This is a genomic window from Nitrosomonas sp. (genome assembly GCF_022842015.1).
GTDB lineage: Bacteria > Pseudomonadota > Gammaproteobacteria > Burkholderiales > Nitrosomonadaceae > Nitrosomonas.
In genome coordinates this window covers 1-13806 of the sequence record NZ_JALHQJ010000082.1, presented here as the reverse complement: position 1 = coordinate 13806, position 13806 = coordinate 1, and the positions used below count along the sequence as shown (strand labels likewise).

Annotated in this window: 12 protein-coding genes; 9 read left to right on the top strand and 3 right to left on the bottom strand. The window is 43.4% G+C overall.

Going from position 1 to position 13806, the window contains the following annotated elements:
* From Q0C11_RS12950 to hemC, 3 genes are all read right to left on the bottom strand, one after another.
* The coding region (locus tag Q0C11_RS12950; protein ID WP_293008636.1) for a heme biosynthesis HemY N-terminal domain-containing protein at positions 1 to 1062 on the bottom strand (1062 nt) is incomplete at its 3' end.
* 150 nt (positions 1063 to 1212) lie between these two features.
* A complete protein-coding gene (locus Q0C11_RS12945; protein ID WP_293008634.1) occupies positions 1213 to 1998 on the bottom strand; it encodes a uroporphyrinogen-III synthase in 786 nt (261 codons plus the stop codon).
* Positions 1995 to 2951, bottom strand: a complete 957-nt coding sequence (gene hemC, locus Q0C11_RS12940) for a hydroxymethylbilane synthase (RefSeq protein WP_293008632.1) — start codon at positions 2949 to 2951, stop codon at positions 1995 to 1997. Before hemC ends, Q0C11_RS12945 begins: the two co-directional genes overlap by 4 nt.
* Before the next feature lie 123 nt (positions 2952 to 3074).
* Here hemC and ppc point away from each other — a divergent pair, with 123 nt between their 5' ends.
* From ppc to Q0C11_RS12895, 9 genes are all read left to right on the top strand, one after another.
* Positions 3075 to 5873, top strand: a complete 2799-nt coding sequence (gene ppc, locus Q0C11_RS12935) for a phosphoenolpyruvate carboxylase (protein ID WP_293008630.1) — start codon at positions 3075 to 3077, stop codon at positions 5871 to 5873.
* 57 nt (positions 5874 to 5930) lie between these two features.
* Complete coding sequence (locus Q0C11_RS12930; RefSeq protein ID WP_293008628.1) at positions 5931 to 7232, top strand: pitrilysin family protein; 1302 nt, start codon at positions 5931 to 5933, stop codon at positions 7230 to 7232.
* Positions 7233 to 7245: 13 nt separating this feature from the next.
* Positions 7246 to 7800, top strand: a complete 555-nt coding sequence (gene rsmD / locus Q0C11_RS12925) for a 16S rRNA (guanine(966)-N(2))-methyltransferase RsmD (protein ID WP_293008626.1) — start codon at positions 7246 to 7248, stop codon at positions 7798 to 7800.
* Positions 7793 to 8272, top strand: coding sequence for a pantetheine-phosphate adenylyltransferase (gene coaD, locus Q0C11_RS12920; protein WP_293008624.1), 480 nt, complete (start codon positions 7793 to 7795; stop codon positions 8270 to 8272). Before rsmD ends, coaD begins: the two co-directional genes overlap by 8 nt.
* A 14-nt stretch (positions 8273 to 8286) precedes the next feature.
* Entirely contained in the window at positions 8287 to 8547 is a 261-nt protein-coding gene (locus Q0C11_RS12915) for a YfhL family 4Fe-4S dicluster ferredoxin (RefSeq protein ID WP_293008622.1), read from the top strand.
* 375 nt (positions 8548 to 8922) lie between these two features.
* Positions 8923 to 9765, top strand: coding sequence for an HDOD domain-containing protein (locus Q0C11_RS12910; protein ID WP_293008620.1), 843 nt, complete (start codon positions 8923 to 8925; stop codon positions 9763 to 9765).
* Between the two features lie 171 nt (positions 9766 to 9936).
* Positions 9937 to 11178 (top strand): EAL and HDOD domain-containing protein, encoded by a 1242-nt coding sequence (locus Q0C11_RS12905; RefSeq protein ID WP_293008618.1) that lies wholly within the window; start codon positions 9937 to 9939, stop codon positions 11176 to 11178.
* A 293-nt stretch (positions 11179 to 11471) separates the two neighbouring features.
* Positions 11472 to 12515, top strand: coding sequence for a type IV pilus twitching motility protein PilT (locus Q0C11_RS12900; protein ID WP_293008616.1), 1044 nt, complete (start codon positions 11472 to 11474; stop codon positions 12513 to 12515).
* A gap of 39 nt (positions 12516 to 12554) precedes the next feature.
* A complete protein-coding gene (locus Q0C11_RS12895; RefSeq protein WP_293008614.1) occupies positions 12555 to 13691 on the top strand; it encodes a PilT/PilU family type 4a pilus ATPase in 1137 nt (378 codons plus the stop codon).
* Positions 13692 to 13806 lie beyond the last annotated feature (115 nt).

The following is a 13806-nucleotide window of genomic DNA, read 5'->3' as shown; positions in this document are numbered from 1 at the left end:
TGGCTCAACCGATAAGCTAGCTTCTAAATAATTTTGCGCTTTACCCCAAAGCTCACAATGAGTACAAAGTTTACCAAGCGTCAACAACAATTGCGCATTGTTAGGTCGTGATTTCAGCCAAACTTCTGCGCATTCAATCTGCCTATTGACATGAGAGCCCAAGCATTCCGCATAAAGTTCAATTAAGTTACTATCCCATGTGATCGGAACATTTTGTTCAATAATCCGATTTGCTGCTACGCAGTCTCCTAGAGAACTGTAGGCACGCACTGCAGCTGCACAAAGTTTACTATCCATCTTTTCCATCGGCGATATGTGCAACCAATACTGATTCAAGGACTGCAAATCGGTTGCTTTGCTTCTAATATTTTCTATTTGCGCATCGTGTCTTAACTGCTTTATGTGTGTTTTATTAGCCGATTGACGTTTCGCCAGTACTTCAGTTAACTCCAATACTGCATCCCAATTTCCACCCTGTTGCTGAGCCTCCAGCTCCAGTTGCAACACCGCAGTGGGTTGCAACCCTCCCTCTGAATACAATAACTGTAAGGTTCTAAGTGCATCCTGATAATGTCCATCATCTAACTGGAACTTAGCTTTAGTGGCAAGACACAAAGATTTTTCACCTGGCGCTTGATTAAGAGCATCATTTAAATATTGATCTCGCGCTGCAACTTGATCAAGTTTGTGTGCTGAACGAGCTGCGATAACAGCACTAATTGTTTTGATAGTTTCTGAATTTGCTAACTTTAATGCAGTGGCGGTATTTTTCTGTGCTTTAACAAAATCACCTTCAAAGTAGGCTTTTAGTCCGGATAGCAGCATCTCGTCTGTTTTTTTGTGGCGATGCCTTTTGCTGAATCCAAATACTCCCAAGATGAATCGTACTAGCAAATAGAAAACTATAAAAGCCACGATCACAACAATAATAAACTGATCGAGCGGTAGCTCTAATTGATAGGGCGGCATCACCAGTGAAGCTTGCCCAGTGATGTTTTTAGCAGTAAGTGTAACAGCCACAGCAGCAGTGAATAGTGCTATTAGCCAGACTATCAGTTTCATATATTCTCCTCATCGCATTAGAGTCGATCATTATTAATTTATATCACGGATTACAAGTACACACCTACCACCACGGTAAGTACAATTGATGCGCGACTATTTATATTTTATATTATGGGCCCCTTCCTTATATATCATTCAAAACAAAAGCTATCTTCCCATCGTCTGAAAGTATATATGCAAACCTCTCAGCAAACCTTCATCTCCAGCGCATGGTACTTTCACGATTTTTTCTAACCCTAATTCTTTGGCTACTTGTGCTATGCGCTCATGAGCTGTAAAAACCGGAGTTACTTTCAGTAATTGTTGGCCAAGCTTGCCTATTATGTCAAATAAATTATGCAATCCCTCACTGCTCGTAATGATTACTGCGTGTATTTCCCCTTGTGACCAAGCGGCAAGCAAAGGTGCGTTATCAATATCTGGTTTCCTGCGCAGATAGCATTCGGCATATTCGATATACGCACCGCGTTGCACAAGTGTGTCGCCCAATAGCGTACGGCCGCCATTACCACGAAAAATTACAACACGTTTGCCGCCCATACTCTGTAATTCCCTTGATTTAAGCAGCCCCTCACTATCAAAACATTCGATTGGGATAAGAACCTCGTTGATGCCATACCCTCTTAATGTGTCCGCAGTGCTTTTTCCTACAGCAGCTATTTTTAAGTGGGGAGGGAACGTGCGCTGCTTGGTAATTAAATCCATACTTTTGGTAACAGCATTAGGACTGACGAATACCGCCCAATCAAACTCGTCCAAGCGTTTGATCAGATTGATCAGTGGGGTAATATTCGCGATATCAGCGATTTCCAATACTGGAAGTAAAATCGGATTGCCACCGCTAGCATGAATACTTTCTGCAAGAAGTGTAGCTTGATGTATCGGACGAGTGACCAGTATATTAATCCCAGCTAATTGTTTACTGGCAGTCAATTCCAACCTTCGGCAGATACCAAAGCAGCCAGAATTTTATCTGCACCTTGCTTAATCAGCTCTTGCGCCAATTGCTGCCCCATTGCAATACCCGTTTCCGGTTCACCATTTAATGCTCCGCTCACGATACGTTTTCCATCAGGTTGCGCAACAAATCCACGGAGTTGAAGTTTGTTATTGTTAATTTCAGCAAAAGCTCCCAATGGCACCTGACAGCTGCCTCCCAATACACGACTCACCGAACGCTCAGCTTCGACACAATAAGCAGTTCCCTGGTGGTGTAGTGGTTGCATAAGCTTAATCAAATCAAGACGATCCGCTCTGCATTCGATCCCTAAAGCACCTTGTCCAACCGCAGGTAAGCTTTGTTCAGGATTGAGTAATGCTGTAATGCGATTGGAGAGTTCAAGCCGTTTTAAACCGGCAGCAGCCAGGATAATCGCTGCATATTGATCTTCATCGAGTTTGCGTAATCGGGTTTGAACATTGCCTCGCAATGGTTGCACTCGAAGTTGCGGAAAACGTGCCCGCAATTGGCTTTCGCGTCGCAAGCTTGATGTGCCAACGACACTACCCGCAGGTAACACATCCAAACTCGCATAGTGATTAGAAACAAACGCATCACGTGGATCTTCTCGCTCAGTTATCGCAGCTAGCTTGAATCCTACTGGAACATTCATAGGCATGTCTTTCATGGAATGCACTGCGATATCAGCGCGGCCATCTTCCAGAGCTTGTTCAAGTTCCTTAATGAATAAGCCTTTTCCGCCAATTTTAGATAATGATTGATCCAGTATCTGATCACCGCGTGTTGTCATACCAAGTATGCTGATTTCAGTTTGCGGGTATAATTCACTTAAGCATTTTTGAATGAACTTGGCTTGCCACATAGCAAGTAAGCTTTCTCGTGAAGCAATGACAATTTTCTTGGGAAATAAAAATGAATTGGGCATTAATGATATAAATGAAAAAATTACAAAAAATTCTTACTGGCGATCATTTTAGCATGGCCAGCCCTGACTTGGCGTATCGCGAGTGGTCGCTGGTTTCATTTTTTATAGCGGATGTAGAACGTAATGAATGATGTTGATTCAAAGAATAATGATGTTAATAATCAGTTAGCAAATGATAAAGATTCACCATTGCGCGAGGATATTCGTTTTCTTGGACGCATTTTGGGCGACACGGTACGTGAGCAAGAGGGAGATAACGCCTTCGAATTGGTGGAAAATATACGCCAAATAGCAATTCGTTTTCATCGCGAGCAGGATCCTACTGCAAGGCATGAATTGGAAGCGATACTCAAGCAATTAAGCGATAGAGATTCATTGCCAGTTGTTCGTGCCTTTAGTTATTTCTCACTGCTCTCCAATATTGCAGAGGATGTGCATCATAACCGGCGGCGGCGGGCTCACCTACGCGCCGGTTCAACGCCACAGGCAGGGAGTGTGACGTTAGCGCTAGAGCGCGTATTGGAAAGCAGTAGTAATGCACGAACAGTCCTTGCTGATTTCTTCAAGAAAGCGATTGTTTCTCCAGTTCTGACTGCGCACCCAACCGAAGTACAGCGTAGAAGCATATTGGATTGCCAATTAGCCATTGAGCGCTTACTAAAAGAACGAGCATGGACTGAGTTGACTCCAAATGAATTACGTCATAATGAAGAAAATCAGCGAGCTACAATTCAAATTTTGTGGCAAACACGTATGTTACGTCCGACTCGCCTGTCCGTTTATGATGAGATTGAAAATGGTTTAGCGTATTACAGTTATACGTTTTTAAGTGAAATCCCATATATATACGCAAAAATGGAAGATTTGCTCGAGCGTCGGCTGGTCAACGATATTCCATTGGTGACTTCGTTTCTGCGAATTGGAAGCTGGATTGGCGGCGATCGCGATGGCAATCCTTTTGTCACACACGATGTCATGCTGCGCGCTGTGGAACGCCAATCAGCGGTGGCACTGGAATATTATATTGATGCCGTGCAAAAAATTGGTCGTTCCATGAGCCTGACCGAACTCTTGGTAGAGATCAGTGACGAAGTCAAAAATTTACTTGCTACCGCCCCGGATATCCCTAACCGGTCTGATGAACCTTATCGGCGCATTTTTCTGAGCATAGGCGCTCGTTTGGTCGCCACCGCAAAAAAATTTGGGCATCAAGTTTTGCAGCTAAGCACAGAAGAAACCAAGGAGCCTTACGTTGATAGCGCTGAATTTATACACGATCTCGATGTAATCATTCAATCGCTGAAACAGCATAAATCATCTTGGGTAGCGCGAGGTGCATTACGCAATTTGCGGCGAGCCGCAGATGTATTCGGCTTTCATCTTGCACCTTTGGATATGCGTCAACATAGCAAAATTCATGAACAAGTCGTAAGCGAGTTATTTGAATATTACACCGGCCACAAGGATTACTTGCAACTGGGTGAGAAGGAGCGGGTAGATTGGTTATTGTTAGAAATTAATCGGTTACATCCATTATTGACTATTCCCTCGGAGTTCTCTGAAACGACGCAATCCGAATTACACATTTTGCAGTGCGCCGCCGAAATTCATCGGCGTTTCGGACGCACAGCAATGCCGAATTATATTATTTCCATGACCACTGGGGTGGTCAATATACTGGAAGTAGCATACTTGTTACGTCAAGTGGATTTGCTGCAAACTGGAGAATCCCCCCAGTTGCATCTCAATATTATCCCATTGTTTGAAACAATTTCTGATTTGCAAAGCTGCGGTGAAATTATGGATCAATTATTTTCACTACCCTATTACCGCAAGCTGTTAAGTTCAGTAGGCAGTGTACAGGAAGTCATGTTGGGGTATTCCGATAGCAATAAAGATGGTGGATTTATCGCTTCGAATTGGGAGATTTACAAGGCAGAAATTGCACTGACTAAGGTTTTTGCTAAACATCAGATTGGATTACGTCTATTCCATGGTCGTGGTGGCACTGTAGGACGTGGCGGTGGGCCGAGTTATCAGAGCATCTTGGCACAACCTCCCGGCAGTGTGAATGGTCAGATACGTGTAACCGAACAAGGTGAAGTCATTAGTAGTAAATATGCTGAACCCGAGATTGGGCGTCGTAACCTTGAAACTTTAGTGGCAGCGACAATGGAAGCAACTTTACTAGGCCATGACTCGATCGGCAAAAATGCAGATCGATATTATCCCGCGATGAGTAAACTCGCAGCGGTTTCTTTTGCAGCTTATCAAGATTTAGTGTTTGGAACTTCGGGATTCAAGCAATTTTTTCTGGAATCAACACCTATTCGGGAAATGGCAGGTTTGCACATAGGCAGTCGACCACCTTCCCGCAGGAATTCCGATGAAATTGAAGATTTACGTGCGATTCCATGGGTATTCAGCTGGAGCCAGAGTCGGATGATGCTGCCAGGCTGGTATGGTTTCGGCCATGCAGTGGAAGCATTTGTGAATCAACAAGATCAAAATGACCAAGGGCTCGCCTTATTGCAAGAAATGTACCAAAAATGGCCCTTTATGCAAACGCTGTTGTCGAATATGGATATGGTACTAGCTAAGACAGACATGGGCATTGCCTCACGCTACGCTGAACTGGTAGACGATGTTGTACTGCGTAAGCAGATTTTTGCACGAATCCAAGAAGAGCGCGTGAGAAGTGAAAAGTGGCTATTTGCGATCACTGGTAATGTCGAGTTACTGCAAGATAATCCGACATTAGCACGCAGCATCCGTAATAGAATCCCCTATATCGATCCACTCAATCACTTACAAGTGGAATTGCTTCGCCGCTACCGATCTGGCGAAGATAGTGAAGAAGTTAAACGTTCTATTCATCTCACTATCAACGGTGTAACAGCAGGATTACGCAATAGTGGTTAATTGCAAATTTTATAACATGCTTGCTCTGAGAACGCACTGCAGGAGGCTCTGGTACCCATGAAACAATTTTTCTTTTTTATTATACTGCTTGGCTTTTATTCCCCGTGGGCATTAGCTTCGCTACCAATCCAATTTTGGCAGGCTTCTTCTGGGGCAAAAGTATATTTCGTGGAGAATCATGACCTACCGATACTGGATGTGAGTGTCGAATTTGCGGCAGGCAGCAGTATGGATATCCCGAGTCAATCAGGTCGCGCCAATCTGGTTCAGCATCTGCTCAGCCTGGGTGCAGGAGGCTTGTCTGAGGATCAAATCGCCACTGCATTAGCCGATGTGGGAGCGCAAACCAGAAGTCATTTTGATCGGGATCGTGCTGGTATTGTTTTACGTACCTTGAGTAGTGAACTAGAACGCAAACAAGCACTGGATGTATTTGCCCGCATTATTCAATCCCCGGAATTCCCGCAAGCTATCTTGTCGAGGGAAAAAGCAAGAATTATTTCAAGTATAAGAGAATCAAGCACTAAACCGGATTATATCGCCGAGCGCGAATTAATGAAGATGCTATACGGCAATCATCCCTATGGATTCAATGAACGGGGTGAAATTGAGACGCTCGATAAATTACAGCGCGAGGATCTACTCACTTTTTACCACTCCCATTATGTAGCAGAAGGCGCTGTGATAGCAATCATCGGTGATGTAACTCGACTTGAAGCAGCAGCAATTGCAGAAAAATTGACTGCAAGCTTACCTTCGACTGGGCAACCAAAGGACGTTCCGCCAGTCATCCTTCCCAAGGTAGAAATAAAAAGACTACCCCACCCCGCCGCACAAAGTCACATCCAACTGGCTTACCCCGGATTGCGCCGGAATGATCCCGACTATTTTTCCCTGTTGGTTGGAAATCATATTCTAGGAGGTGGAGGGTTTGTTTCACGCCTGATGGAAGAAGTACGACAAAAACGCGGTTTGGCTTATAGTGTTTACAGTTTTTTTGCGCCATATAAAGAGCAAGGACCGTTTCAAATTGGCTTGCAAACTAAAAAAGAGCAATCCGAGGAAGCATTTGCTTTAACCCAAAAAGTACTTAAAGATTTTGTATTGAATGGCCCAACAGAAGAAGAATTAGTAGCAGCTAAACAAAATATTATCGGTGGTTTTCCACTGCGGCTCGACAGTAATAGCAAAATATTAGGTTTTCTATCCGTAATCGGTTTTTATCAATTGCCACTTACTTATCTGGCAGATTATCTGGAAGCCGTTGAAGCAGTAACTACCGAGCAAATTCGGCAAGCATTTCAGCGGCGAATCCCGCCCGATGGCATGGTAGCTGTCATTGCCGGAGCGATTGAGTAAAAATATTTGCTGTATGACGCTAATTCAGGGAAAAATCCGCATCATCGGAGGTCAATGGCGAAGCCGTTTGCTGACTTTTCCGGAACATCCCGATTTAAGACCCACTTCCGATAGAATACGAGAAACAGTTTTTAATTGGCTAGAGCAGGACTTAAGTGGTCTGCGTTGCCTCGATCTGTTTGCTGGTAGTGGCGCGTTAGGTTTCGAGGCTGCGTCACGTGGCGCAGCACAAGTAGTTATGGTTGATAATGATGCACGAGTATATAAAGCACTGAAAGAAAATAAAGAGAAATTACAAGCAATGCAGGTTGAACTGCTCCTAATGAATGCGCTAAGTTTTATGAAATCTGATGCACGTAAATTTGATGTTATTTTTCTTGACCCACCCTATCGTCTTGATTTACTACCTGGATTAATGCCGCTGCTGCCACCGCATCTTGAACAAAATGGATTGGTTTATTCTGAATCCAGAGGCATATGGAATTTGGATGAACAATGGAAAATACATCGCGGCGCTAAGGCAGGAACTGTTCGTTATCAACTGCTGGAGTTGGCACACTATGGATAAGGCGATTTATCCCGGCACGTTTGATCCCATAACCCGGGGGCATGAAGATTTAGTTAGACGCGCTTCGCGTTTATTTGACCAGGTGGTTATTGCAGTCGCCGTAAGTAGCGGCAAGAAACCTTTCTTCACCTTAGAAGAAAGAGTGGAGATGGCACAGGAGGTTCTGTCAGATTGTTCTAATGTCAAAGTTATGGCATTTTCTGGCTTACTGATGAATTTTTTGCAGCAACAAAGGTCGCGAATAATTGTGCGCGGCTTGCGCGCTGCTTCAGATTTTGAATATGAATTCCAAATGGCCGGAATGAATCGTGGGTTATATCCTGATGTGGAAACTTTATTCATGACACCCTCAGAACAATATATGTTTGTTTCTGCAACCATCGTGCGCGAAATAGCATCGCTTGGCGGAAATGCTGATACGTTTGTACACCCGCTGGTCGCAAAAAAACTGCGTGAGAAATTAACCCAATAATCTTGAGAATATAAATGGCACTAATTATTACCGATGAATGTATCAACTGTGATGTTTGCGAACCCGAGTGTCCAAATGGCGCGATTTCGCAAGGTGAAGAAATTTACCAAATTGATCCCAGCCTATGTACAGAGTGCGTCGGACACTACAGTGAACCTCAATGTATAGAGGTCTGTCCGGTAGATTGCATTACAACTAATCCCGCTATCGTAGAGAGCAAAGAACAGCTCCAGGAAAAATATATTGCACTCATTTCTGGAAAATCAGGCTCTTAGCTGAGCGTTAAAAAACCATTCACGAGCAGCCCATGCAAAGTAAAACAGGCGAAAAAGTGCAGCTTATGCTGAGCATATGAGTCTGTTTTAACACCGCAGCAGCAATGCGGTTAGTTCTTAAACAGCGCCTGTTAGAGTAATTCTCCTAAACAAAATCACATCTTTTCTGAGAAATCAGACAATTTCCCCCCCTTAATCCTCAGTGCAATAAGAGTAATTTTGGTTTAATCTTTGCTTCGCATACTGGATCATCACCTTGATAACCCAAGTTGGCAACGAGAATGTGTTGCTGCAGCATAAATATCAGAAGCAGCTACAAAAAAATGTACTTAACAAAGTTAAAATTAGCGTTATCTCAAATTCTCTGAGACTCAAATGGATCTTTGCACAATAGTCACTAACGTTCGATCTATTTTTTCCTTACCTGATGCTGTGTTTCGCATTAATGATTTAATTGACTCAGGGGAAGCAACAAATACTGAATTAGAACGTATCATCTTAAGTGATCCCGCACTAACAGCAAAACTATTGAAGTTCGCAAACAGTACTTATTTTGGTTTCTCTGGAAAAATTGAAACCGTTATGAAAGCCATCTCGATCATCGGACATAAAGAATTGCGTAATCTGGTGATTGCATCATCAGTGACCACAACCTTTAAAGGAATTTCACCTGATCTGGTCAACATGGACATGTTCTGGAATCACAGCATTACGAGTGGTGTAACCGCGCGCTTATTAACATCAAGCGTTGATAGTCGAGAGCGTTTTTTCATTGCTGGATTATTGCATGACGTTGGACGATTAATTCTTTTTAGTCAATTTCCCAAAGAATCTGCAAAAATATTGCATTGCCTGAATCAAGGTGAAGATGCTGCAATCCAGGAAGAACGGAAGATTTTTGGTTTCACCAACGCACAATTGGGCGCCGAACTTTTAAAACAATGGAAATTACCACCTAACATATGGAAAATGGTCGAATATCAATCTGACCCCATGAAAAATGAAGAATATCAATCTGATGCCAGCACACTTTGTGCGGCTATAAGTATCGCCAACTATATCCAGCCTTGTACTAATCAACCGATGAACCTCGAAACAGCCATATCAGATCGTGCCCTTAAAACATGGAGTTATCTTGGCTTGACAGCAGAAATTGTGGAATCGGTTATTACCGTAGCTAAATTGCAAGTTACTGAAGTATTCAATGCCATTCATTAATTGACAGCTTGAAAGAATGTGCCTTCAGTCAACCCGTGCGTTCTCGCGCCTTGCGCCATATATTTCTTTTATTACATAAGATTGCAGTGTTGCACAAAAACTCAACTCGTTTCAATTCTGAACGATAAACAGGTGCATGCAGGATAACGTGAAGCTATAGAGGAAAATAGGATGGAAGTTTATCTTGGCAGATTACCGATTCTGGATAGCAAACAAAATTTAGTGGCGTTTGAGCTTTTATTTCGTACTAATCAAAATAACGTCGTTGAGGTTACCGATAATTCTGCTGCTTCAGCCAATGTCATCATTGACACCTATGGTCAATTAGGTATAGAAAATGTGATTGGCAAACGGCGCGGATTTATTAAAGTTGATGCTAAGTTATTGATGAATGATGCAATCTGCATGCTCCCAAAGAAACATGTAGTCCTCGAAATTTTGAGAAGTGTAGAGATTAATGATGAAATCATACAACGCTGTTTATTCTTAAAACAAAAAGGTTATCAATTAGCGCTCTCGAATGTCGTTCAACTAGATCAGCGGTTTGAACGCATAATGCCGCTCATTAATATAGTTAAGATTAACATTACTGCACTAAACCAGAATAACTTACTTAATCTTATAAAGAATCTAAGGCGTTGGCCGGTGCTATTACTGGCAGAGAAAGTTGAAAGTAAGGAAATCGCTCGAAATTGTATCGCGCTGAACTTTCAGATGCTGCAAGGCTTTTATTTTGCAAAACCAGAGATTATTACTGGAAAACGTATTGATCCCTCGAAGCTATCTCTATTGAAACTATTACTGTTAGTTGTTAAAGACGGTGAAGTAACTGAAATTGAAAACGAGCTCAAGTTTCAGCCCGGCTTAAGCTATAACTTGTTACGCATGGTAAATTCCGCTGCGGGCGGTTTACCAAGCACGATTAACTCCATCAAACGAGCCATTATGATTATTGGCCGGAAACAGCTTCAACGCTGGATCCAGATATTGCTCTATGCTGCTAAGCAAAGGGATGGTGGCGCATCAGATGCGTTAATGCAGACAGCCACAGTTCGTGGCAGATTGTTAGAAGCAATTGCCATTGCGGATCGTCCACACGATAAGAATCATCAGGATCGTGCCTTTATGGTAGGGGTACTATCACTACTGGATACTTTGCTCGGGATGGAAATGTCAGAGCTTGTTAGCACGCTAAGTATTCAAAAAGATATGGGCGAAGCTCTATTGACACGACGAGGCTATTTAGGGCATCAACTGGAATTAATTGAAGCCCATGAAAAGGGTGAATATGAAACAGTGTCATCAATTTTGTCAGAAATGGGATTTATCAACATGGATGAATTCATTAAGCTGGAATTGGAAGCCACAGCGTGGGCTAATCGAATCAAGGATGCGGTTAATCAATCCACGTAAAAATTATATCCAATCTTGCAGTATTCTTAAAAACAGTCAATTGCCAACTTGTCTCAATTTTTTATTTGCTCTGTCCGTTAACAAACGGACTGGCTAGTGATTGATCGCATTAACAGGCAGTTGAAATACGTTTTCAAAGAAGTCTGTGCAAAGCAAGAGCGAGCAAAACGCTTAATATGCACTCGCTCTCAACGCTGCAACAGCAATGCAGATGGCATTTCACAACGATTTGCCAGGCTGATCAGTTGCAGAACACTCCCATCACATTTTGCATCGTCACAAGAGGATACCTAATGAATATTGTTGAGCTACTTGCCTTTGTGGTTAAAAACAACGCTTCTGATTTGCATTTATCTGCGGGCATGTCTCCGATGATCCGGGTGCATGGTGACATCCGTCGCATCAATTTGCCGGAAATGGCTCATAAAGATGTACACGCGATGATTTATGACATTATGAATGATGGTCAGCGCAAACTTTACGAAGAGCATCTGGAATGTGATTTTTCCTTTGCGATACCAAATCTAGCCCGTTTCCGGGTCAATGCATTCAATACACAACGCGGCGCAGCAGCAGTCATGCGAACGATTCCATCCAAGGTTCTCAGCTTGGAAGATTTACGCGCACCCAAAATTTTTGCTGAAATTGCCAAGCAACCGCGTGGGGTTGTATTAGTAACAGGTCCTACCGGCTCGGGAAAATCGACTACCCTGGCTGCAATGGTCAATGACATCAATGAAAATGAGTATGGCCATATCTTAACACTTGAGGACCCGATTGAATTCGTGCACGAAAGCAAGAAATGCTTGATTAATCAGCGCGAAATAGGCCGTGATACATTAAGTTTCTCAAATGCGCTACGTTCCGCACTGCGTGAAGACCCAGACATTATTCTGGTAGGCGAATTGCGCGACCTTGAAACCATACGGTTGGCGATGACCGCAGCTGAAACCGGTCACCTGGTATTTGGAACATTGCATACCAGCTCGGCGGCAAAAACTATTGACCGTGTAATCGACGTGTTTCCGGCGGAAGAAAAAGAAATGATTCGCGCGATGCTATCGGAATCATTGCGCGCAGTTATTTCTCAGGCGCTGTTAAAAACCAAGGATGGCAAGGGGCGCGTAGCTGCGCATGAAATTATGATTGGCACCCCAGCGATTCGTAATCTAATCCGTGAAGGCAAAGTTGCACAAATGTATTCAGCGATACAAACAGGTCAGAACGCAGGTATGCAAACACTGGATCAAAACCTAACCGATCTAGTAAAACGCAATGCCGTCTCAGTCGCTGAAGCCAGGACTCAAGCGATGAATAAGGACAATTTTAGGGTTTAGTCGAGCAATCGAGTGTATTGTAAATTTCAGGGGCAACCAATGGATAAAGAACAAGCTGCAAAATTTATGTCGGATTTACTGCGCTTAATGCTGGGCAAGAAAGCCTCGGATCTGTTCATTACAGCTGGATTTCCACCTGCATTCAAAATTGACGGAAAAATGACTCCGGTCTCTCAACAATCCTTAACCGCACAGCATACCGAAATGTTGGCCAAAGCGATTATGAATGAAAAACAAGTTGGAGAATTTGAAGCTTCGCAAGAATGCAATTTTGCAATTAGCCCAGCCGGAATCGGACGTTTCCGTGTCAACGCGTTTGTTCAACAACAACGCGTTGGCATGGTATTACGTACCATCACCACCAAAATCCCCGAGTTTGATGATTTAGCTCTGCCGCAAGTGCTTAAGGAAGTTGTGATGAGCAAACGGGGTCTAGTAATTTTTGTCGGTGGAACCGGTTCTGGAAAATCGACATCCATGGCAGCATTGATTGGGCATCGCAACAAGAATAGCTATGGTCACATCATCACCATCGAAGATCCGGTGGAATATGTTCACGAACACATTAACTGTGTCATCACCCAGCGCGAAGTAGGCGTCGACACTGAGTCATGGGAAGCTGCGCTGAAAAACACGCTGCGGCAAGCCCCCGATGTCATATTGATTGGAGAAATCCGCGATCGTGAAACCATGGAACACGCGATTGCGTTTGCCGAAACCGGCCATCTTTGCATGGGAACATTACACGCCAACAGCGCCAACCAGGCACTTGATCGCATCATCAATTTTTTCCCGGAAGAACGCAGAGCGCAGTTATTGATGGATTTATCGCTGAATTTGCGCTCATTGGTGGCACAGCGATTGATCCCGGCTAAAGACAGCAAAGGAAGGGTTGCGGCTATCGAAGTCCTGCTTAACTCACCGTTAATTTCAGATCTGATTTTTAAAGGCAATGTGCATGAAATTAAGACCATTATGAAAAGTTCGCGTGAAATGGGCATGCAAACCTTTGATATGGCACTGTTTGAACTCTATGAAGCCGGCAAAATCAGTTATGAAGATGCATTGCGCAATGCCGATTCGATGAATGAATTACGCTTGCAAATCAAGCTCGAGGGTGCTGAAGCTAAAACACAGGATATCCATTCGGGCATCTCTCATCTGGCCATTACTTAGAGCTTACTCAGAAATTCAGCGATCAGTTATGCGCTGCCAAGTAGAAATTCTGGTTTGAGATGAATTGGCAGGCACGCGCAAACGGAATTTCTCTGTGCATGCTCTTTTTTGTCAC